We start from the raw sequence: 22,872 nt of genomic DNA on the forward strand, positions 1-22,872 counted from the left end.
CGTGTGAGGCGGGCTGGACGGACGTGGGTGGCTCTGCCGGTGCCCTCGTGGCTTCCGTGTGCCCGGGGGTGGTGGGTGTTGCACATTCGCACATGCTCCGCATCGGTGGGAACCGCGGAATCATGCGGAACAGCACTATCAGCAGCGAGCGCGGTCCGGCTCCCATGTGCGCAGCCCCCCTGACCGCACGTGGGAGCGAGACCGCCACACACCATGATCGCCAGAAAATCCCGTCATTCCAACAAAAACCAGCCCCGTCCCGCAGAGGCCCCAGCCTCCCATGTGCAACACCGACGATAAACACGCCCACCAGGCACACCCGCCACGCCCCGCACCGAGATCGGCCCACTTCCGGCTCGAGATCGGTCCGGCTCAGCCTGACCAAACCGACGTCGAGGCACGCACGACGAGCTCGAGAGCGAAAGCCATATGCCACACCTCAGAACCATCGGAGAGCAGCAGACCTGCGGAACCGAACCGATCTCGATGCGGAGTGCGACCGTTCTCGGCACGGGTTACGACCGATCTCGATGCGGAGTGCGACCGATCTCGGCACGGGTTACGACCGATCTCGACGCGGAGAGCGACCAGCCCGCTTCCGGCCCGCGATCGACCCGGCTCAGGCCGGCCGGCCCGACGTCGAGGCGCGCACGACGAGCTCGGGGGCGAAGGCCACATGCCGCACCTCGGAGCCGTCGGCGAGCAGCAGATCCGCGGCAGCACGACCGATATCGCGCATGGGTACGTGAACACTGGTCAACGGGGTGATGAGTTCGGAGGCGATCGCCACGTCGTCGTAGCCGACAATGGCCACGTCATCGGGGATACTCAGTCCACGACGGCGGATCTCGCGCATGGCGCCGATGGCCAGCTGATCGTTGGCGCAGAACAGCGCCGTCGGCCGAGACTCCGCCCGCAGGAGCGCCGCGGCCCCGACCGCCCCGGCATCAGCCGTGTACCCGTGCCCCCCACTGACCGCCTCGATCTCCGCAAGGACCATGGTGGGTTCGAGTCCAGCATCCGCGAGCGCCGTCAGCACGCCATTGCGGCGGTCGACGGATTGCCTGACCGACAGCGGCCCGTTGACGAAGCCGATGCGCCGATGGCCGAGATCGACCAGATGGGCGATGGCGGCGCGCGCGCCCGCGACGTCGTCGCCGGAGACGGTGGACAGGCCCGCGGAGATCGGCGGGTGATCCATGAGAACCACTCGGATTCCGCGCCCGGCCAGCACCGCGAGATTGTCGAGCGTACAGCTCGAGGGCGTCACGATGACGCCGCGCACGTCCAGTCCCGCCAGCAGGCTCATGAGCTCGCGCTCGCGATCGGGATCGGAATCGGTCGAGCTCAGCATGGGGACCCGGTTGTCCTCGCGCAGGCGGTCCTCAATGCCGCGGGCGGCCTCGGTGAAGAAGGGGTTGGAGATGTCGTGGACGAGCACCCCGACCAGCGAGGAGCCCCCATGGCGCAGACGCCGGGCGGTCTCCGAGCGCACGAAGCCGAGCTCGTCGATCGCCGCGCGCACCCTGTCCAAGGTTGGCCCGGCCACGCGCTCGGGGTGGTTGAGGACGTGCGAGACCGTGCCGACCGAGACGCCGGCCCTCTCAGCGACGTCGCGCACCGAAGGATGAGCCACGGCACCCCTCCTCATCATGCCCCTTGACCGATCGATTCTGCACGCAGGATAACGGCCTTCGGCTGCGTTTTTTCAGAGAAGGGGCGGAACAGGGCAGGGCGGGAACTACATGGACGCGCCCACCGTCCCGGGCCAGAGCGGGCGACGCACCAGAGCGGGCCGGCACGGCCGGACGGGATGAGTGGCGGGCCGACCCGGGCCGGCACGGCCGGACGAACCGGCGGACGGAGTGAAGACGAGGAGCGGCCCACCCTTGAGGAGGCGCGCAGCGGCGGGTAGACTCTCTCTTGAAACGGTTCATATCGGATCGCCCACCCCCTGAACGAGGATGTTCAATGACGACAACACCCGCCGACTCGCTGGAGAACCTGCTGAGTACCACGGACGCCCGCTCCCGGCAGCGCTGCTGCTTCCTGCTCCAGGTCCGCCCCGAGCGCCTCACGGAGTACGTCGAGGTCCATCAGCGCGTCTGGCAGGAGATGCGCGAGGCGCTGCATCGCACCGGTTGGCGCAACTACTCCCTTTTCCTGCGCCCCGAGGACGGCCTGGTGGTGGGCTACTTCGAATCCGACGACGTCGCCGCGGCCATGGCCGCCATGGAGGACGAGGAGGTCAACACCCGCTGGCAGGCGGAGATGGCCCAGTACTTCGTCCAGCCGAGCGGCGGCAGCGCCGCCGTCCTGCCCCAGTACTTCCGCCTGGACTGACACGATTCCCTTATCACTTATCTCTCTATATACCCCTCTTACCCGATCCCCACACTCGTCCCTCAAGGAGAAGAGCATGGCCAGCAAGCCACTGACCGGATGGAAGGCGACCGCAGCGGTCGCCATGTCGAACTACATCGACTCCGGCTCCATCATCGCCATCGCCACGTCCCTCGGATTCTGGGGCGCGGCCTACTTCCCCAGCGACGACGGCACCGTCGCCGGCCTGTTGGCCGCCTTCAGCTCCAACGCCTTCGGCGCAGCCATCGGGGCGCTCATCGGCGGTCCCCTGTGCGACAAGTACGGCCGCAAGTTCATCTACACCTACGACCTGCTCCTGTACGCCCTGGGCGGCCTCATCGTCGTCTTCGCGGCCAATCTGGCCATGCTGTTCACCGGCTTCGTCGTCATCGGCCTGGCCGTGGGCGCCTCGGTCCCGGCGGGCTGGACCTACATCGCCGAGTTCGCCCCCACCGATCAGCGCGGCAAGCACATCGGCGCCACCCAGCTGGCCTGGTCATTCGGCCCGTTCATCGGCTTCGGCCTGGCAGCGGCCCTGGCTCCGCTGGGACTGCTGGGCAGCCGCATCATCTTCGCCCACCTGGTCGTCATCGCCCTGGCCACCTGGTACATCCGCCGGGGCCTGGAGGAGTCCGAGACCTGGGAGAACGCCAAGGGAGGCGCGGACGCCACACCGCCGTCGATGTGGAGCGCCTTCCGCAAGCTCTTCACCCGCCGCGTGAACATCACCGCGCTCATCTTCCTGGCGGTCATCTACACCTGCTGGAACCAGGCGGCCTCGCAGAACGGCATCTTCCTGCCCACGATCCTGAGCTCCATGGGCTACGAGACCCTGCAGACCGACCTGTTCTCCATGCTCTCGTGGGGCTTCGTCATCGCCTCGACCTTCGTCTTCATGTACCTGGTGGACCGCGTCTCCTACCGCTGGCACTACTTCGTCGGCGGCCTGCTGGCCATCGTCTCCTGGGTGGTGCTCGTCTTCGGGCCCTCCACCGCGGCCTGGACCGCGTTCACCTACACGATCATCTGGGGGCTGTCAGCCGGGCCGTCCGCCCAGGCCTTCTACTCGGTGTGGTCCCCCGAGCTCTTCGCCACCCCGTACCGCTCCGCGGCCCAGGGAATCGTCTTCTTTGCCGTTCGTCTGGCCTCCGGCCTCATCTCGCTCATCTTCCCGATCATCCTCGCCAAGGAGAACGGCCTGCTCATCGACGGGCTCATCCTCATCGGCTTCCTCATCATCGCCACTCTGGTGGGCACCGTCTTCGCCCCGAAGACGCGGGGCAAGAGCCTGGAGGAGATCGAGATGGAGCGCTACGGCGAGCACGTGACCAGCATGTGAGCCGATGTGAGCCGAGCCGGCTCAACCGAGCACTGAGACTCCTGACGCTTCTGAAGCCTCTGACGCCCCTGGAGCCCTGGCATCCGACGAAAGCCACAGCAAACACAGCAACTACAGCAACTCAGCAACCACAGCATCTGAACGGAGCAGCGCATGACGCCCTCGCCCCACCCCGCCACCCCGACCCTGTCCGACCTGAGCCCCGAGGCCCGCGGCCTGCTGGAGACCCAGACCATCGAGCTGCCCAGCTGGGCCTTCGGCAACTCCGGCACTCGTTTCCGGGTCTTCACCACCGCGGGCGTGCCCCGCGACCCCTACGAGAAGATCGACGACGTCGCCGAGGTCAACCGCCTCACCGGCGTCACGCCGCGCATCTCCCTGCACATCCCGTGGGACAGGACGGACGACTACGACGCCCTGCGCCGCCACGCCGAGGACCAGGGCATCTCCATCGGGACCATCAACTCCAACGTCTTCCAGGACGAGGACTACAAGCTGGGGTCCCTGTGCAACCCCGACGAACGGATCCGCGCCAAGGCGATCGCCCACCACCTGGAGTGCATCGACATCATGCGGGCCACCGGCTCGCCGGCCCTGAAGATCTGGCTGGCAGACGGCACGAACTACCCGGGGCAGGACTCCATCCGGGAGCGCCAGGACCGCCTGGCCGACTCCCTGGCCCAGATCTACGCGGCCCTGGACGAGGATCAGCAGCTCGTCCTGGAGTACAAGTTCTTCGAGCCGGCCTTCTACCACACCGATGTCCCGGACTGGGGCACGAGCCTCGTCCACTGCCTGGCGCTCGGAGAGCGCGCCAAGGTCGTCCTGGACACCGGGCACCATGCCCCGGGCACGAACATCGAGTTCATCGTCGCCCAACTGGTGCGCCTGGGGCGCCTGGGCGCCTTCGACTTCAACTCGCGCTTCTACGCCGACGACGACCTCATCGTCGGCGCCGCGGATCCCTTCCAGCTCTTCCGCATCATGAACGAGATCGTCGCCGCCGGGGCGCTGGCCCCCGACTCGGGCGTCAACTTCATGCTCGACCAGTGCCACAACCTTGAGGAGAAGATCCCCGGCGAGATCCGCTCGGCCACCAACGTCCAGGAGGCCACCGCCAAGGCGCTCCTGGTGGACCGCGAGGCCCTGAAGGCGGCCCAGACCGCCGGTGACGTGCTCGCCGCCAACGACGTCTTCGTCGACGCCTTCAGCACCGACGTCCGCCCGCTGCTCGCCGAGCTGCGCGAGGCCCGGGGGCTGGCCCCCGATCCGATGCGGGCGTTCCTGGACTCCGGCTACCTGGAGAGGATTCGCACCGAGCGCGTCGGCGGCAACGCCGCTGGTTGGGGCGCCTGAGCCCGCTCGCAGCGGGAGCGGGGGCAAGCCGGGCCGGCTGACGCCGACTAGGGCCGGGTCCCGGCCGGGGCCGACCGGGGCCGACCGGGGCAGGCCAGGACCGGCTCTGACCGGTTCCGGCCGACTGAACAGGAGGCCGACCGGGGCCTGCCGATACCGACCGGGGCCTGCCGATACCGACCGATACCGACCGGGGCAGGCCAGAGCCGACCAGGGCAGACCGGGACCGGCTGGGCCATAGCCTCATAAGGCTCATACTGTGCCATGTCCCGGCTGCGGCCCGGATGCCCGTCCCCGACCCCCTCGGCAGGCACCAGGCAGCGCCCCTGACGCCCCTGACGCCCCTGCGTCCCCGGGCACAGCCGGCGCCCCGGCGCCCGCCGAGGGGCTCGACTCGTACTGGCCCCGCCCCCATCCGCACCTGATGACGTCCTCCGAAAGGATCCCTCATGACCGCCACCCGCCCCGTCCACATCGGCGCCGTCGACCTCGGCGCCTCCTCCGGGCGCGTCATGGTCGGCACCATCGCCGATGGACGCATCGACCTGACCCAGACGCGCCGCTTCACCAACGGCGCCATCCCGCTGCCCACCCGTGAGGGCGAGCGCCTGTTCTGGGACATGCTCCACCTGTGGAACGAGGTGCGCGAGGGCCTGCTCACGGCCGTGCGCGACGTCGGCCCCCTGTCGGCGATCGGCATCGACACCTGGGGCGTGGACTACGGCCTGGTCAACGGCTCGGGCACCCTGTCCGCGCAGGTCCACGCCTACCGCTCCGAGCGCACCCGCGGCATCCCCGAGCGGGTCTTCGCCAAGATCCCGGCGCCGGAGATCTACGCGATCAACGGCCTGCAGGTGCAGGAGTTCAACACGATGTTCCAGCTCGTGGCCCAGGCGCGCGACAACGGCATCCCCCGAGCCTCGAACGGCGCCTATGCCCGCACCCTGCTGCTCCTGCCCGACCTCCTGGCCTGCTTCCTCACCGGCCAGCGGGTCGCCGAGGTCACCAACGCCTCGACCACCGGCCTGGTCGATGCGCGGCTGCGCGCCTGGTCGCGGCTCCTGCTGGAGCGCCTGCGCACCGAGCTCGGCCTCGACCTGGACGGCGTCCTGCCCGACATCGTCGAGCCCGGCACCCTCATCGGGCCGGTGCGCCGCGAGTCCCTGGAGGTCTTCGGGCCCGACGGCTCCCCCACTCCTGTGATCGCCGTCGGCAGCCACGACACCGCCTCCGCCGTCGTCGCCGTGCCCGCCGCCGGAGCCGACTTCGCTTACATCTCCTGCGGCACCTGGTCACTGGTCGGCCTGGAGCTGGACGAGCCGGTGCTCACCCTGGCCTCGCAGGCCGCCAACTTCACCAACGAGCTCGGCGTGGACCACACGGTCCGCTACCTGAAGAACATCATGGGCCTGTGGGTCCTCAATGAGGCCGTGCGCACCTGGCAGCGCCAGGGCATGGAGATCTCCCTGCCCGAGCTCGACGCCGCCGCGGCCGCCGCCGAGCCGCTGCGCACCGTGGTCGATATCAACGACTCCGCCTTCTACGCCCCCGGGGACATGGCCGCCCGCATCGACGACGCCGCCCGGGCCACCGACCAGCCCCGGCCCCGCAGCGTCGGGGAGTACGTACGCTGCATCAACGACTCCCTGGCCCTGGCCTACCGTCGCGCGGTGCGTCAGGCGGCGGAGCTGTCGGGGCGCGAGGTCAAAGTCGTGCACATGGTCGGCGGCGGCATCCACAACCGGCTCCTGTGTCAGCTGGCCGCGGATGCTACTGAACTGCCGGTCCTGGCCGGCCCCGCCGAGGGGACCGCCCTGGGCAACATGGTCGTCGCCGCCCGGGGCGCCGGCCTGCTCGAGGGAGACCTGAGCGACCTGCGCCGCCTCATCCGCGACTCCACCCGGATTACCGAGTACACGCCCGACCCCGACGCCGCCGACTGGGACGCCGCTGAGCGGCGGCTCTTCGGCTGAGCCCCGCATCGGCGCCGTTGCGGCAGCGCCCGGTCGAAGAAGACATCCAGAAGCAGCCAGAACCCAAGAATTCGAGGAAACCGCCCATGCGCACGCACCCAACCCTTGATGATGTCCTCGCCCAGATGGGCGCGGCCGGACGCCGCCTAGACCATATGGGGGCTGTCGAGGCCGGAGCGGGAAACATCTCCGCGTCCATCGCCGCCGGCGCCGAGGAACTCGGCCTGGCCGACCGCTTCCCGCAGGCCCGCCCCGGCACCGAGTTGCCGCTGCCCGCTCCGGCGCTGGCCGGCCGCACGGTCCTGGTGACCGGCTCGGGCTGCCGCCTGCGGGATGTCGCCGGGGCGCCCGAGGCCAACGTGTCCGCCTTCGTCGTCGACGACGGCGGGGCCACCGGCACCTGGTACACCCACCCGCAGCGGGCCTACGCCAACCCCACCAGCGAGTTCAACTCCCACCTGGCCGTGCACAACGACCAGGTGGAGCACCGCGGTGTGGGCGTCCAGGCCGTCATCCACGCCCAACCCCCGTACCTCGTCCAGCTCAGCCACATCAAGGCGATCCGCAGCACCAAGGAGTTCAACCGCCGCATCCTGCGCTGGGAGCCCGAGACGATTGTTCAGATCCCCGCGGGGATCGAGGTGCTCGATTTCATGGTGCCGGGCTCGCAGACCCTCATGGAGAACAATGTGCGCGCCCTGCGCGACCACGTGATCGTCCTGTGGTCCAAGCACGGCATCATGGTGCGCTCCGACGACTCGCCGCTCGCGGCCGTCGATAAGGTCGAATACGCCGAGACCGGGGCCATGTACGAGGTTCGCAACATGATGGCGGGCGGTCTCGGGGAGGGCGTCACCGACGCCGAGCTGCGCGCCGTCGTCGAGGCTTTCGGGGTGGATACCGACTTGTTCTGAGTGACCTTCATTCTCTCCACCGAGATCGGTCGCACTCCGCGCCGAGATCGGTCCACTTCCGGCTCGAAATCGGTCGCACTCCGCACCCAGATCGGTCCCAATCCGCGTCGAGATCGGTCGCACTCCGCACCCAGATCGGTCCCAATCCGCGTCGAGATCGGTCCACTTCTCGCTTGACGAACCGATCTCGGCGCGGAACTGGACCGATCTCGCGATATGCGGCGCGCTACGGGATCGAGTTGCCCGCCGGAATGATCGGCGAGTTTATCGGTCCCGACGGCGAGGCCCGATAAAGGTCAGCCGATGCAATCCTGACTCATGACGGTTAGTGTGCCGGGGGTGGGGTGCTCAGGGCGGTGAGAATTTGCTCGGCCTTGGGGGTTAGTTGTGGGGTGGCGGTGAGGTGGTGGCCGTTGAGGTTGATGGTGACGTCCTGGAGGGGTTTAAGGGCGCGGATGACGCGTTTGATGCTGATCCCGGTGGCCTCCTGGAGGTGGCGGGCTACGGCCAGGGAGGCCATGACCATGGTCAGGTGGGCCTCGATGGCGTCTCGGGTGTGGTGGAAGACGGGGCGGGCTGGCAGGTCGTGCTTGCTCATCCGCAAAGGACTGCTCGGGCGTGCCACAGCTCGTGGTAGGAGGAGACGACCTCACCGGCGTCCATCAAGCGTGCGGGGATGTTGGTGACGTAGCCCTTGAGCCCCACCAGAGACCGGGCCCTGGCGATGGAGGCCTCATCAAGGACCTGATCGCCTTGACGGACGGTGACAAAACGCGTGTTCTTGGGACGCTTCTCACCGGCGATGACGGCCCTGGCGCGATTCTCCTGAGCGGTGAGGGTCTGGTTGTCCCGGGCCACGCGTTTCTTGGAGTAGGCCCATACCGCTCTCCACGAGCCTGGATGGGTGTGCGGGTCCCATACCGGCTCGGACTTGCGACTCTTGTCCCGCTCGCTCCGCGAGCCCCTCCTGGGGGTGATGGTGTCGATGACCTACCCGTCGGTGAAGGCGTCCCCACTCCAGCGGAAGCGCGCCTCCAGGTCCCCCGGGGCGCGGGTGGTGCGGGCACCGACGATGAAGCCGACTCCGGCCTCATCCAGGGCGTTCAGGTTGGCGGCCGAGAGCATGCCGGCGTCAGCGACTACGACCAGGGGCTCGACCTTGGCGGCCTGGAAGGCCTCCACGATGGGGATGATCGTGGCGGTCTCAGCCTTGTTCCCCTCCCAGCAGCCGACCTGGAGAGGGAAACCATGACGGTCGACCAGCAGCCCGACGATGACCTGAGGATCGACCCTCCGCTCCTTGGAGTAGCCGACCTTGCGCAGCTCGTCCTCACGCTCGGCCTCGAAGTAGAGCGTGGTCACGTCATACAGGCACAGGGCAAGGCCCCCCACTGGCGGTGACGTGCTCGAACAGGGCCCCAGACAGGCTCTCGCGGTAGCCCCGCTCCTGGGCTCGGGCCAGGGAGCGGAACAAGGTCCGCACGCTAGCCGACTCCAGTCCCAGATCACCCAGCACGCAGGGCACCTGGGCCTTGGAGGTCGGCTCGATCAAACGCGCCAGAACCATCTGCTCAAAGGCCCGATCACCACCGACCGCCTCGCCCAGTCCCAGGCGGGTATACGCCCCGTGCAGAACGTCCCACAACAGGCCCGAGCGCTTGGAGGCCACCACCGCGCCGACGTTGGCCGGTCCTGAGGAGGCTGGCGGTGGCGCTGATGGCACAGGGGACAGGTCCAGAGCCAGCTGGTCCGGAGCGATGCGGTGCCGGCCGATCTCCATCAGAGCAGCCAGCTCTGCCTGGGTGTGGGCTGAGCCCAGGTGCTCGATGACCTTGTCCCGGCGCCCTTCCTTGACCGCGATCTGTACCGCCATCGCTCCTGAAGCAGTCTTGACCTTACGCAGAAACGGGCTCACCACCCCCACCCTACCGGCCGCTTAGTGTGCCAGCACACCCCCAACATGACGGAATACCAACGAAAAATCAGCCCCAAACCCCCAAACCCACCAAACTGTCACGAGTCAGGCACTCCGCACCCAGATCGGTCCCAATCCGCGTCGAGATCGGTCCACTTCTCGCTTGACGAACCGATCTCGGCGCGGAACTGGACCGATCTCGCGATATGCGGTGCGCTACGGGATCGAGTTGCCCGCCGGAATGATCGGCGAGTTTATCGGTCCCGACGGCGAGGCCCGATAAAGGTCAGCCGATGCAATGAGAGGCGTTCTTATTCTTGATGAGATCGCTGAGGTTCTGGGGAATCTCGTCATCCCCTACAACAGCGCGGTCTCCTTGACATTCGGAATCCTTGTAGATCGACACGACCTCACCGGTTCGATTCCAGACGGATGCCACGTTGTGGTCCATGCACTCCCCCTGCCCCTCGCCGGGGCCTTTGAATTCATAGCAACCAGGCTGAGAGGTCCCATAGTCCTTGACATCGGAGAAGAAGTCGGAGACCGACCCTCCGAGGTTGCTGTTGTGATAGAAGCAGATCTCCCCCTTCTCACAGATTCCATTGCGTTCCATAGCTGCACCCGGGATAGGAACCGGAACTGCCCATAAATCATCGTCCTCATCGGCTTGCGCCGGGGAGCCGAGGGAAGATATTCCCACGGCAAGAGCGAAGACAGCTATGACATTGGTGATGCGAGAGGCAATTTTGACATTCATGATGAGACATCCTTCGGTAGTCGTAACAAACAAACGGATGCGGCAGGCGACCAGGACACATAGGGCGCTTCAATGCAGCCCGTCGGCGCCGTCGCCATGCGCGTTCGCCTACTTGTCGTCTGATAACTGACGGCATAAAAATAATACGGAGCAGAATCGCGATAAAAAATCCTCGGCAGCTCCGCCCCACAGCCGCGTTCGACGGATGCCGCACAGTCTCGACAGTCTTGAACCTCACAGCGCCAGGCTGATGGGAACCGACAGGTTCGGTGGTTACTCTTCTTCAGACGCACGACGACGGAGCTCCTGTCGGCCGTGCGTTTTGTCGTCCCACCTCCGGGACGGGACCCGAGAGAAACCAGCACGAAAGGAATCGCCATGTTCTTCGACATCGACCTGACCATCCTCGCCGCCGTCACCCGCGAGCGCGAGCTCCAGCGCACCCTCGCCGCCGAGCGCGCCCGGGACGAGCAGCGCTGACCAGCACCGACCAGCGCTGAGCGGTCTCGACGCAACGCCTCCGGAGTCAGCCGACCGGAGCCTGCGCGGGAATCAGCCTGCATGCCGACCAGGGCGAGGACGACGAGGTCTTCGCCCTTACTTACTGCCTTCTTGCCGCTCACTGCCCGCCCTTCGCCGAGATCGGTCCACTTCCGCCTCGAGATCGGTCCGCTTCCGCGCCGAGATCGGTCGAGTTCCGGCTCGAGATTGTGGTGTGTCGGGACATCTGGGACAGTGCTTGGCGGGCGTGGGTGTCGTCGGTGTTGCACATGGGAGACTGGGACCTCTGCGGGACCAGGGCTGGTTTTTGTTGGAATGACGGGATTTTCTGGCGATCGTCGTATGCGGGGATCGGGCTCCCATGCGCAATGAGGGGGGTCTGCGCACATGGGAGCAGGATTGTGGCCGCTACCGACGTTGCCGTTCCGCATGATTACGCGGTTCCCACCGACACGGAGCATCCGCGAGTGTGCAACACCCACCACCCCCGGCACACGCAGACACCAGTAGAGCCGCCCCACGACTGTCCAGCCCGACTCACACGAACCCCAGCCCCAAGAACCACTCCACCAGGAACCACCACACTCGACGCACTCACCCACGCCCCCCGCCGTCTCAGACGCCCCGACACACCACACAGAACCGATCTCGACGCGAAGTACGACCGATCTCGGCACGGGTTTCGACCGATCTCGACGCGGAGTACGACCGATCTCGCCGTAGAGCCGCAGCCAAAATCCACCAGTCTGTATGAGTTTCAAATCACTCCACAGATCACGTTCCACGCCTCGCCGGATAGGCTGACCTTGAGAGCACAACCACCGCCGAACACGCTCAGCAGCGGCCGACACATGAGTCGGTCGAACCGACGCAAAGACCACACCAGTAGAGACCCGCAGAAGCCACGGACGCGAGGAGAGGCGAGGGCGCCATGCCGAGCGGAAACCGCAGGACCGCCCCGACAGGAAACCAGAAGAACAAGGGCACAGGCCACACCCCACAGGGATCAGCGGCGCCGACTCGCGTCCGACCATCCGACAGACCACCCGCCGATTCCTCACGGTCGACCGACGCCGTCGCCCCGCCGGACGGCCGCACCCGCTACGCCAACGGCGAGCGCCGTCGCAGCGAGATCGTCTCCGCCGCCATGGAGGTCTTCGCCGAGCAGGGCTTCAACAACCTCTCCCTGCGCCAGATCGCCGAGGCCGTCGGGGTCAGCCACACGCTGCTGCGCCATCACTTCGGCACCAAGGATGCCCTCCTCCAGGCGGTGCTGACCCGACGGGAGGAGGCCGAGGCGCAGAGGCGCGCGGCTCTCGTCATTGAGTACGGCCTGCTCGACGCCCTGCCCAGGATCATGGAACACAACGCCGCAGCCCCAGGCCTCATCCAACTCGACGCACTCATGCGCGCCGAGGCCGTCAACCCCGATCACCCCGCCCACGAACACGTCACCAATGCCGCCCGACGCTTCCGCATGCAACTGCACTCAGACCTCGCAGCAGAGCAGATCGCCGGACGACTCCGACCAGGCCTCGACCTGGACCAGACGGCAACACAGCTCGCCTCCCTCATCGAAGGCGTTCAAAGCGAATGGCTTCTAAACCGCAGCATCGACATGGCCACCACAATCCGCTCCTTCACCAACGACCTCCGAGCAGATTGACAACCACCGCAAGCGCGATGCAGATACGGCAGCCGAATCGAGATAGACATTCTCGAACGAGATCGACGATGCCGCCGCCGTCTTCGTTCGAAAATGTCTATCTCGACGCACGCCCTCGCGCCAGCTGCACCAGCTGCCGACTCATCATCGCCACCCACGTCATCCAAGCGAGGATGGCGAGCAGCACGAGCCAGATCGGCGGATGAGCCGCATAGTACGTATCAATTATCTGAAGCAGTCCGGCGACAACGCTCACCGCCCCACACGTCAACCCGATGAGCGCTGTGCTCGCAGCGCCTTCAGCGCCAGTAGTGCCCACAGCACTTCCAGTACTTTCAGCCTTCATCCGCTGACCTCTCAAAAGACTCACCACCCGTCCCACCGACCGATCTCGAGCCGGAACCCGACCGATCTCGAGCCGGAACCCGACCGATCTCGAGCCGGAAATGAACCGATCTCGGCGCGGAGTACGACCGATCTCGGCGCGAGTTTCGACCGATCTCGGCGCGCCCGCCGGCCCATCGGCCCATCGGCCCACCAGCGCCCGCCCGCCGGCCCACCGCCCCACCAGCGCCCACCTCATCAGGGCCCCTGAACCAACGAGATGGTTCGCGACATGAACTCCGCCAGGAAGCGCTCGACGTCCACCGCGAGGGCGACGCGACTGTTCTTCCAGGGCTCGTTGAGGCGGGTGACGTCCCCGATGGTCCGCCCGCGGGTCGGCCCGTCGAGGTCGACCTGGAGGTTGATGGGGAAGGCGGTCACGAGGCTGGGATCGATGGCGACGCCGACGGCGAGCGGGTCGTGCAGGCCGCACCCGCCGAGCCCCGGCGCAGTGGTCTCGTAGGCCCTGATGTAGTAATCGGTCATGTCGGCCAGGAAGGTGCCGGCCGGCGTACCCGGCTCGCGCCAGCGGCGCGTGTGCTCGTAGGTGAGCAGGGTCTGCAGCGTCACGTCGAGGCCGATCATGGTGGTGCTCACGCCGGAGCGGAACACCGTGTCGGCGGCGTCGGGGTCCTGACTGATATTGGCCTCGGCCCAGGGATTGACATTCCCGGAGACGGACAGGGCCCCGCCCATGAGGACGACGTCGAGACGCTCGACCAGGCCCGGATCCTGGTCCAGGGCCGCGGCGAGGTTGGTCAGCGGCCCGGTGGGGACGTAGACGAGCTCCTCGCCGTACTGCCGCGAGGCCTCGATGAGGAAGTCGACGGCGTCCGTGGCGGCGGCGCTCCGCGTGGAGGGCGCGATGTCAGCCTCGCCGAGCCCATTGCGGCCGTGGATGAAGGTGGAGATCTCCTGGACGGCGAAGTCCTCGGCAGTGGAGGCGTGCGGCAGACCCGGATGCACCGGCACGGAGTCGGCTCCCAGAATGTCGAGGACGGCCAGGGAATTGCGCACCGAGTCCTCCATGAGGACATTGCCGTATGCGGCGGTGACGCCGACGAGCTCGGCCTCGGGACTGCCGAGCGCATAGGCGATCGCGAGGGCGTCGTCGATGCCGGTGTCCAGGTCGAGGATGAGTTTCTTGGTCATGAGGGCTTCTCCTTCATTCACCACACGAAAATGCCGACGATGCCGGCGGACAGGAGGGACACGAGGATTCCGGACAGGAGCATGCGGCCGACGTTCTTGGCGACCAGATCGTTGCGCTCCTTATCGACGAGCCCCTTGAAGCAGCCGATGATCATGCCCAGCGTGCCGAAGTTCGCGAAGGAAGTGAGGAAGACGGTCAGGACGGCCTGGTGGTGACGGGTGTAGCCGGTCACCGCATCGGCGATCTGCCCCATGGCGACGAACTCGTTGGTGACGAGCTTGAGCCCCATGAGCTGCGACACCTCCCAGCTGGTGGAGGTGTCGAGGCCGAGAAGCAGGGCGGGCACGTACATGACGACGCCGAGGATCGACTCCAGGGAGAGCGGCGCCCAGATCGCGCCGAGGATCTTGTCGATGAGGGCAGCCAGCGCCACGAAGGTGATGACGTTCGCGGTGATGATGAGCACGAGTTTTCCGGCGCCCAGAATGGAATCGCCGAGGAATGAGAAGAAGGGCTCCTTCGCGGGCCTGCCGGTCCTGCCGGGGCTCCTCGTCATGAGCTTGGCCGCCAGCGCGCCCAGGCCGCCGGAGCCGGCCCCGTCCCGCGTCTCGACGGCGGAGACCCCGTCGGCCTCGCTCTCGCCGGCGCCGTCAGCACTGTCAGGGCCATCAGCGCCATCAGCACCATCAGCACCATCAGCACCGTTCTCATAGGTGACGATGACGTCCTCCTCGGGCGGGACGTCCACCGGGTAGAGCAAGGAGGTCACGATGAGGGCGTTGAGGCAGTTGATGGGCACCGCCGTCAGGACGAACTCTGCGGGGACCATCTGGATGTAGGCGGCAAGAATCGACGCGGTCACGCAGCTCATCGACATCATGGCGATGACGACGTTGCGCGCCGGGCTCATCTTCTGCACCTGCAGCTTGGAGACCGCCAGGGCCTCCGTGTTGCCCAGGAACATCATCTCGATCGAATAGAAGGTCTCGAACTTGGGCTGCCGGGTGATGAAGCTCAGGCCCCGCCCGATCCAGGTGATGACCCACGGCAGGAATCCGATGTAGGTGAGGATGTCGAAGACGGGCACGACCAGGAGGATCGGCAGCAGCGCACTGACGATGAAGTTCACCGGTGTGGGGTCCACGCCCTCGGCGCCGACCCAGTTCGACAGGGCGAAGTTGATGCCCTTCCATGCCACGGAGACCAGCTCGTTGAAGCCCGCCGCCGCGCCCTGAACGACGGCGCGGCCCCATGAGAAGCTCGTGAGGATCCAGGCGATGACGAGGTTGAGCACGGTGAGAATCCCGACCGACTGCCAGTGGATCTTCTTGCGATCGTGGGACAGCAGCCATCCTGCGGCGAGGAAGACGAGGACTCCCAGGAGATTGACGGCCAATAAGAGCGCTGAAGATGCTGAAGACATGAAACGACCCTTCGTGTGCAACGGGAGGTATGCGGTTGTCGATTGATGAAGAGCGGATGCCGTCGAGCCCGATCGGTCCGCTGGAGGAGCGCTCTGCACGAGGCCGGCAGGCCGGATGACACGCACCGCCGCGAGCCCGGCCGGCCGGTCTCAGCCCAGGCGGGCGAGAGCGCTCGCGACGAGATCCCAGAATCGGTCTGTATCCAGGCCGATTCCGACCCGCGAGGTGCAGGAGCCGGATCCCCCGGAGCCGCCAGAGCCCTCAGAGCCCACAGAACTCCCGGAATCCCCGGAGCCGGCGGGCATGGCGGGGATGGCCCGCATGTCGGCCACGGTCATTCCGTAGGTGAGCCCGCCGCGCAACTCGACGTCGATGGGGCATCGCCGTGTGGGAACGAGATCGGGATCGATGACGTAGGCGACGGCGCAGGGGTCGTGGGTCGGCGGGTCCGGGAACGCCTCCTGGTCCCGGTAGGTGGATCGGAAGAAGTCCATGAGGCCGTCGACGGCGTCGGCGAGCCTGGGGTTGGCCGAGCTGATGACCCGCTGGACCTCGGGAGTGCACAGGGCCCGGTGGGTGACGTCCAGGCCGATCATGGTCAGCGGCCAGCTCTCGTTGACGACGATGTGAGCGGCCTCGGGGTCGCACAGGATGTTGAATTCGGCGACCGGAGTCGCATTGCCGACCCCGTACGCGCCGCCCATGAACACGATCTCCTTGACGCGCTCGACAATGCGGGGCTCCAGGCGGGCGGCCACCGCGATATTGGTCAGGGGACCGGTGGGGACGACGGTGATCGTGCCGGGCGCATGGCTCATGATGGTCTCGATGAGCCAGGTGACGGCGTGCTGATCGGGCAGCGGCCGGCTCGGCTCGGGCAGGTCGACGCCGTCCAGGCCGGTCTGCCCGTGGATGTAGGCCGCGTCGATGGCCTCGCGGACGAGGGGCTTCATGCAACCGGCGTGGACGGGCGTGCCGGGGCGGCCGGCGAGCTCGCACACGGCCCGGGCGTTGTAGGTGACCTTCTCGAGGCTGTGGTTGCCGCCGATGGTCGTGACGCCCAGGAGGTCGATATCCGGGCTCCCCAGCGCGAGGAGGATGGCGATCGCGTCGTCATGGCCCGGATCGCAGTCGAGGATCATCTTGGTGGCCACATGTGACTCCTTTGTAACTGTGACGAGTGAGTTGACGATGGAGTTGTCTGCCCTGATTCATGCCGATCGGAATCTTCGATACGGCGTCATCACCGCGGCGAGGAGTGAATGAGGATCGAGTTCAGTTCATCGAGTTCATTGAGTTCGAGGGCCGAAAAAGCCCTTGTCCGCGTCCGGATACCCCGTTGCGGAGCAGTGGGCAGCGCCTTGACGGCCCACAGGACCGCACATAATGTCTCACACATTCAGAGGCGTTGATACCGGCACCTGACCGGCGAGGGCACGATCGCCCCCCCCTCAACACGCCGACCGTCGTCCATCGAGATCCATTCGCCATCACGATCCATTCGCCATCACGATCCATTCCCACGATTCATTCCGCCGATCCTTTCCGCCGAGACCAAGGAGCTCATCATGGGGCGCGTCATCGTCGTCGGTTCCGTCAATCAGGACATCACGGTCACAGTCGACCGCTTCCCCCAGCCGGGCGAGACCCTGTCGGGAACCTCCACCACCTATCGCCTGGGGGGCAAGGGCGCCAATCAGGCCGCCGCAGCCGCTCATGGCGGAGCGACCACCCTGTTCGTCGGGCGCGTTGGCGGCGATGCCGCGGGCATCACCCTGCGCGAGGAGCTGCATGCGCACGGCGTGGACGTCTCCGCCCTGCGCACGGACGAGGAGGTCACCACCGGGATCGCCTTCATCACCGTCAGCGCGGCCGGGGAGAACACGATCATTCTGGACGCCGGGGCCAACAGCCGCGTCACCGGGGAGCAGGCGGCCGCGGAGGTCGAGCTCGCCCCGGATGACGTCGTCGTCCTTCAGGGCGAGATCCCCCCGGCCGCCAATGAGGCCGTCATCGCCTGGGCGCACGCGGCCGGGGCGAGGATCGTGCTCAATCTCGCCCCCGTCTACCCGATCTCAGCGGAGACGCTGGCGGCCGCGGACGTCCTCGTCGTCAACGAGAGCGAGTGCGGGCTCATCTTGGGGACGCCCGCGCCGCAGACGGCCGAGGAGGCTCTGACGGCAGCGGCGGCGCTGCGCGAACGGGGCACCGCCTGCGTGCTCGTGACGCTCGGCGCCGATGGCGCCGTCCGGTCCTCGGACGAGGGCGCTGCGCATGTTCCGGCGCTCGAGCTGGGCAGGGTCGTCGACACCACGGGAGCCGGGGATGCCACGGTCGGCGTGCTCGCGGCGGCTCTGGCCATGGGACGCGGCTTCCCGGAGGCGGTGGACGGGGGGATGCGCGCGGGCTCGACGGCGGTCCTCGCCGCCGGGGCGGCCTCCTCCTATGCGGGCATCACGCCCGTCGCACCCCGCACCCCGCGAGATCGGTCGTAACCCGCACCCAGATCGGTCCACTTCCGCATCGAAATCGGTCGCAACCCGCACCGAGATCGGTCCACTTCCGCATCGAAATCGGTCACACTCCGCACCGAGATCGGTCCACTTCCGCATCGAAATCGGTCGCACTCCGCACCGAGATGGGCGGCGCTGATGCGAGAGAGTCGGCGGGCCGGCGTCGCCGTCTTCCTCATAGGCTCCGTCTCCGGTAGAGGCGCACCGAGCACGCGGCGGAGATGATGAGCAGCACCGCCGCGATCCCCGCCCCAACCGGCCCGCTCCACGGCAGGCTCGCCCACCGCACGATCGCGAGCGACAGGTCGGGGACGTGATCGACCAGCACCATCCCGCCGAGCATGAGAAGCATGGTCGTGCCATAGGCGTACATGCCCGTGCGCGCGTGGCCGAGGGCGAAGAAGAGGGGAAGCTGAACCGCGGCGATAGCCCCCACGACCACCAGAGCCAAACCCGCGACCGCCAGCATGGACAGCGGAACGGGACTGGGCTCGGGGCCGTGCACGAGTTCATCGATCTGCGCAGCAGCAACACCAGCCAGGGTCATGAAGACGGCGCTGATGGCGATGAACAGATAGCGGCCGACCACGAGCCTCGTCCGCGAGACGGGCAGGACCGCATACATGATGTCCAGGTGAGCGCGCTCGTCCTGTGCGAAGAGGATGCTCGGCAGGAAGGCCACCGTCAGAATGCACACGACGATGGTCGGCGTCGCCCCGTGCATGACGAGGTTCGCCGCGGCGAACACTGCCACAACGATCGCGAAGGTGCGCAGCGTGGCGGCGTGGGCGGACAGTTCCACGCGCAGCAGGGTCGAGGTGGTGTGCATGGTATGCATGGCGCGCATATCAGTGCTCCTGGGCTGGGGCCGCCGAGGCGGCGGGACTGGATTGAGGGCGGAGGCTGTCGGATCGCGAGTCGCGAGTCATGGCGGCGACGGCCTCGTCGGTGGATGGGGCCTCGATCAGGACGTCGGGCCCGAACGCGGCGGTGTCCGAGACCCTGATGAGTCCCGAGAAGGTGCCCGCCGAGCCGCGCCGGGCCCCGACCAGAGCCGCTTCAGCCTCGGGTGTCAGGGCGGAGACGGGGCCGCGGGCCATGGCCCACTGCTCGGCGAGGTCGGTCATGGGCCCCTCGAAGCAGGTGCGGCCGCCCCCGATAATGTGAAGATGGTCCGCAATTCGCTCCAGATCCGAGGTGATGTGGGTGGAGAAGAGGATCGTCCGCCCCTCCTCGATGAGGAAGTCGCGGAAGACGTCGAGGACCTCCAGACGCGCGACGGGGTCCAGGCCCGAGGTGGGCTCGTCGAGAATGAGGAGTTCGGGGCGGTGGGCGAGCGCCAGGGCGAGCTGAAGCTTGACGCTCTGGCCCCGCGACAGGTCCTTGACCCTGTCTCCGGACGGCACGTCCAGTCGGCGCAGAAGATCCTTAAAGAAGGTCTGGTCCCAGTCGGGGTAGAAGCGCCCCAGGTTGCGGGCGGCCGCGGTGGCCGTCCACTCCGGGGGCAGGGCCACGGCATCCATGACGACGCCGATACGGTCGTGGCGGGCACCGGGTGCGGCGCCGAGGACCCTGATCGAGCCGGACTCGACGTCGACCATGCCGAGCATGGCCTTGATGGCGGTGGTCTTGCCCGCGCCGTTGGGTCCGACGAAGCCGGTGACCAGACCGCTCGGAACGGCCATGTCGAGGGGGCCGAGGGTGAAGGCCCCCTGTTTGCGCACGACGGCGTCGAGGCGGACCGCGGCCCCGGGCGCAGAACGGGCGTCGGTGCCCGCAGACGCCGGGTCGCTCACTTCTTGTTCGTTGCGGTCCATCGTTGACCGCTCCTTTCGTGAAATTCGGACAGGTCGATGCCGGCCAGCCTGGCGGTGGCGACAGCGTCATCGAGCTGAGCGTCCAGCCTGGCGAGGAGACGCCGGCGGGTCTCGCCCTCGTCCTGGGGCAGGACGAAGCTGCCGCGGCCGGCCTGATTGGCGATGAGGCCGGCCGCGGCGAGGTCGTTGTATGCGCGGGTGGTCGTAATCAGGGAGACCTCGAGGTCTCGCGCCAGTCGGCGCAGTGAGGGCAGCGAAGTCCCGGCGGGCAGCTCGCCGGACCAGATGGCCTGCTGGATCTGGGCGACGATCTGCTCGTACATGGGAGTTCCGGACGTCCGGGAGAGAACGATGTGCACCTACTGTTTATATCGCACATGTACCGCATGTGCAATATGGACCCACCCCTCCGCCGAGATCGGTCGAGTTCCGCCCCGAGATCGGTCCGCTTCCGACTCGAGATCGGTCGAGCTCCGCCCCGAGATCGGTCCGCTTCCGACTCGAGATCGGTCGCCACCCACCACCGAGCCCCGAGCAGGCGGCCACCACCTCCGCCCCTCAACACAGTCGAGCAGAAGCACACAGGACCGCGACCGGACTCACACTCGAGCATCAACACCGAGCATGAGAACCGGCAAGAAAAGCGTCGGGAGAATGTGACGACTTCACAGTTTTCCAGCATTCAACCGATGCAGCCGTCATGCATGCCAACAGCCCCACCCATCCGAATTTCAACAGTTCCGAACGACGTCCACCAAGAAGTGTGCAACGACACCCCAACCAGATCGTCGCAGACCAAACCCGGGCCAAAAACGAACCGATCTCGAGCCGGAAGTGGACCGATCTCGAGGCGGAGTGCGACCGATCTCGGCGAGACGACCAGTCGAACCTCACTGAACATCGGCCGAGCCCACTATATGGAGCCGTGATACACTGAGATGTGCGGATTGGCATATTTATTGACGATTATCTGCCGTCAGTGCACGGCGTGGCAACCTCGACAACGAATCTAAAAGAAGCCCTGGAGGCTCTCGGACATGAAGTCTACGTAATAGCACCAAGAAGTAAGACGTACGAAGACGATGACGACCACATAATTCGCGTCCCTTCAGCAAAGAATTACATTTTCGACAAACGGGAGACTGGCGTCATCTATCCCGGCCTGGCGCGAAGGCTCGATAAATACGAGTTCGACATCGTCCATAGTCAGATGCAGTTCTACGTGGGGGTCCTCGCGCACAGCGTGGCAAAACGCCAGAATATCCCTCATGTCACCACCGTGCACACGCTGTACACAGAATTGATCGACGACTACCCTCTCATGGTGACGGCCGGCATTATCGCCCTGACAGCGGCACTCCCCATTGCACTGCGCACCAGACCCATCTTGTCGACGCCGTCCCGCGAGCAGCTGCGCACCATGAGCAAGGATGCGATCAAGGACACCTTCTCGCATCAGGGATGGCGGTTGACCGCTGCCTTCGCGAACAAGTGCGACGCCTGCATATCGCCGTCGAATCACCTGGCGAGAATACTGATAGATGAAGGCGGGCTGACGGTGCCGTGCTACGTGCACCCGAATGGAATCAATACGAAACGATATCGTGACGCCGACCCGAGCGACTCCCCCATCAAGAAGAATCCGGGAGAGAAGTTCATCATATCGGTGGCGAGAATGAGTCCGGAGAAGCGGCAGAAAGCGCTCATCGAGGCGATGCCGCATATTTCCGACGAGAGCATCAAACTCGTCCTGACCGGCGGGGGCCCTTACGAGCAGGAACTGCGCATGCGCGCCGAAGAGCTCGACGTCACCCGAAGAGTCATATTCACCGGCATGCAGCCGAGCGACAAGGTCGCCGCCCTGCTCAAGCAGGCAGACGTTTTTTCACTCGCCTCTTACCATTTCGACAATCAGCCGATGACCTTCCTCGAAGCGGCATCGAGCGGCCTGCCAATCGTGTACTGCGACGAGCAGATGACAGAAGGCCTGACCGAACGCAATTCAATATTGACCGACGGCATCGACGGGCCGAGCCTGGCACGGACTTTCAACGAACTGTTCTCAGACCCTCATAGATTAGAAAAGCTGTCCCAGGGCTCTCTCGAGGTCGCCCAAGAATTCGATTCGACAACAATGACGAAGAAGATGGTGGAGCTGTACGAGATCCTGATCAACGATCATCGCATCCTGACCAAAGATCATCGACCATCACCGTACCGCCGATTCTGAGCGATCCCGCCGGCGCTCTCCAGAGAACAGACAACAACGCCAACGCCCCCCTCCGCCGGCAAGCGGCACCCCGAATATCATCCCCCTCCCAACCCCAAGCAGGTTCCCAGCCCCAATCCCAAGCAGGTGGTTCTAGAAGACCCGATGCCGCTCTCGACGAGAGGCCGCGACACACATTGCGCTACGGTTCCCGTATGCACCCCACCGAGGTCATTCTGTATGTGAAGGACCAGGACCGCGCCACATCTTTCTACCGACGAGTGCTTGGAGCCTCCCCCGCCCTGGATGTACCCGGCATGACCGAGTTCGACCTCGGGGACCTCACACTGGGACTCATGCTCGAACGCGACATCACGGCACTGGTCCCGGACCTCACTCCCGGCGCCGGCCAGCGGTGCGAGCTCTACCTGCGTCGCCGCGACGCCGCCGCCGTCCTGGAGCGTGTCGAGGCCGCCGGTGGCCGGATTCTCGCTCCGGTGGACGACCGGCCGTGGGGCGAGGCGGTCGGGTACGCCCTCGACCCCGACGGGCACGTGCTCGCTCTCGCCGCAGTCGGCACCGACTCG

General features: G+C 66.4%; 17 protein-coding genes and 1 pseudogene. 9 read left to right on the forward strand and 9 right to left on the reverse strand.

Annotated elements, in window-relative coordinates; genetic code table 11:
• Positions 1-619: 619 nt before the first annotated feature.
• Complete coding sequence (locus tag W5W_RS0100505; RefSeq protein WP_017193906.1) at positions 620-1,636, reverse strand: LacI family DNA-binding transcriptional regulator; 1,017 nt, start codon at positions 1,634-1,636, stop codon at positions 620-622.
• Positions 1,637-1,971: 335 nt separating this feature from the next.
• Between W5W_RS0100505 and W5W_RS0100510 the strand changes: the two genes are divergently transcribed.
• The 5 genes from W5W_RS0100510 (at position 1,972) to W5W_RS0100530 (ending at position 7,946) form a co-directional block, all read left to right on the forward strand.
• The gene (locus W5W_RS0100510; protein WP_017193907.1) at positions 1,972-2,343 is read left to right on the forward strand and encodes an L-rhamnose mutarotase; all 372 of its coding nucleotides are present in this window, start codon (positions 1,972-1,974) and stop codon (positions 2,341-2,343) included.
• A 76-nt stretch (positions 2,344-2,419) separates the two neighbouring features.
• A complete protein-coding gene (locus tag W5W_RS0100515) occupies positions 2,420-3,703 on the forward strand; it encodes an MFS transporter (RefSeq protein WP_008731099.1) in 1,284 nt (427 codons plus the stop codon).
• Positions 3,704-3,856: 153 nt separating this feature from the next.
• Positions 3,857-5,059 carry an L-rhamnose isomerase gene (rhaI, locus tag W5W_RS0100520; RefSeq protein ID WP_017193908.1) on the forward strand — a complete coding sequence of 401 codons (1,203 nt, stop codon included), beginning with the start codon at positions 3,857-3,859 and terminating at the stop codon, positions 5,057-5,059.
• 449 nt (positions 5,060-5,508) lie between these two features.
• Positions 5,509-7,032, forward strand: coding sequence for a rhamnulokinase (locus W5W_RS0100525; protein WP_017193909.1), 1,524 nt, complete (start codon positions 5,509-5,511; stop codon positions 7,030-7,032).
• An 86-nt stretch (positions 7,033-7,118) separates the two neighbouring features.
• The gene (locus tag W5W_RS0100530) at positions 7,119-7,946 is read left to right on the forward strand and encodes a class II aldolase/adducin family protein (RefSeq protein WP_008731107.1); all 828 of its coding nucleotides are present in this window, start codon (positions 7,119-7,121) and stop codon (positions 7,944-7,946) included.
• Between the two features lie 325 nt (positions 7,947-8,271).
• Here the strand turns inward: W5W_RS0100530 and W5W_RS16875 are convergent.
• Both W5W_RS16875 and W5W_RS0100550 read right to left on the reverse strand, forming a co-directional pair.
• Positions 8,272-9,819, reverse strand: a pseudogene (locus W5W_RS16875) (IS1634 family transposase).
• A gap of 328 nt (positions 9,820-10,147) precedes the next feature.
• Positions 10,148-10,618, reverse strand: a complete 471-nt coding sequence (locus tag W5W_RS0100550; protein ID WP_017193911.1) for a peptidase inhibitor family I36 protein — start codon at positions 10,616-10,618, stop codon at positions 10,148-10,150.
• A 1,432-nt stretch (positions 10,619-12,050) separates the two neighbouring features.
• Between W5W_RS0100550 and W5W_RS0100560 the strand changes: the two genes are divergently transcribed.
• Complete coding sequence (locus tag W5W_RS0100560; RefSeq protein ID WP_017193913.1) at positions 12,051-12,785, forward strand: TetR/AcrR family transcriptional regulator; 735 nt, start codon at positions 12,051-12,053, stop codon at positions 12,783-12,785.
• A 582-nt stretch (positions 12,786-13,367) separates the two neighbouring features.
• Here W5W_RS0100560 and W5W_RS0100570 read toward each other — a convergent pair.
• From W5W_RS0100570 to W5W_RS0100580, 3 genes are all read right to left on the reverse strand, one after another.
• Positions 13,368-14,321: a nucleoside hydrolase gene (locus W5W_RS0100570; protein ID WP_017193915.1), complete on the reverse strand. Its 954-nt coding sequence runs from the start codon at positions 14,319-14,321 to the stop codon at positions 13,368-13,370.
• Positions 14,322-14,338: 17 nt separating this feature from the next.
• The gene (locus W5W_RS0100575; RefSeq protein ID WP_034498240.1) at positions 14,339-15,745 is read right to left on the reverse strand and encodes a NupC/NupG family nucleoside CNT transporter; all 1,407 of its coding nucleotides are present in this window, start codon (positions 15,743-15,745) and stop codon (positions 14,339-14,341) included.
• 150 nt (positions 15,746-15,895) lie between these two features.
• A complete protein-coding gene (locus tag W5W_RS0100580; protein ID WP_008731054.1) occupies positions 15,896-16,900 on the reverse strand; it encodes a nucleoside hydrolase in 1,005 nt (334 codons plus the stop codon).
• A gap of 414 nt (positions 16,901-17,314) precedes the next feature.
• On the opposite strand from W5W_RS0100580, the gene W5W_RS0100585 reads away from it, so the two are divergent.
• Positions 17,315-18,241 carry a ribokinase gene (locus W5W_RS0100585; protein ID WP_017193917.1) on the forward strand — a complete coding sequence of 309 codons (927 nt, stop codon included), beginning with the start codon at positions 17,315-17,317 and terminating at the stop codon, positions 18,239-18,241.
• A 193-nt stretch (positions 18,242-18,434) separates the two neighbouring features.
• Here W5W_RS0100585 and W5W_RS0100590 read toward each other — a convergent pair whose 3' ends face one another.
• Genes W5W_RS0100590 through W5W_RS0100600 form a run of 3 tightly spaced genes read right to left on the reverse strand, consistent with a single transcriptional unit; the run spans position 18,435 to position 20,435 of the window.
• Positions 18,435-19,106, reverse strand: a complete 672-nt coding sequence (locus W5W_RS0100590; protein WP_008731067.1) for an ABC-2 transporter permease — start codon at positions 19,104-19,106, stop codon at positions 18,435-18,437.
• A 1-nt stretch (position 19,107) separates the two neighbouring features.
• Positions 19,108-20,076 carry an ABC transporter ATP-binding protein gene (locus W5W_RS0100595; RefSeq protein ID WP_029573972.1) on the reverse strand — a complete coding sequence of 323 codons (969 nt, stop codon included), beginning with the start codon at positions 20,074-20,076 and terminating at the stop codon, positions 19,108-19,110.
• Positions 20,052-20,435 carry a GntR family transcriptional regulator gene (locus W5W_RS0100600; protein WP_034498242.1) on the reverse strand — a complete coding sequence of 128 codons (384 nt, stop codon included), beginning with the start codon at positions 20,433-20,435 and terminating at the stop codon, positions 20,052-20,054. Before W5W_RS0100600 ends, W5W_RS0100595 begins: the two co-directional genes overlap by 25 nt.
• Positions 20,436-21,016: 581 nt before the next feature.
• Here W5W_RS0100600 and W5W_RS0100605 point away from each other — a divergent pair.
• Together W5W_RS0100605 and W5W_RS14360 are read left to right on the forward strand one after the other, a co-directional pair.
• The gene (locus W5W_RS0100605; protein WP_029573974.1) at positions 21,017-22,306 is read left to right on the forward strand and encodes a glycosyltransferase; all 1,290 of its coding nucleotides are present in this window, start codon (positions 21,017-21,019) and stop codon (positions 22,304-22,306) included.
• Between the two features lie 194 nt (positions 22,307-22,500).
• On the forward strand, positions 22,501-22,872 hold a 372-nt coding region (locus tag W5W_RS14360; RefSeq protein ID WP_017193921.1), incomplete at its 3' end, for a VOC family protein.

The sequence above is a fragment of the Actinomyces massiliensis 4401292 genome, from assembly GCF_000269805.1.
Classification (GTDB): Bacteria; Actinomycetota; Actinomycetes; order Actinomycetales; family Actinomycetaceae; genus Actinomyces; species Actinomyces massiliensis.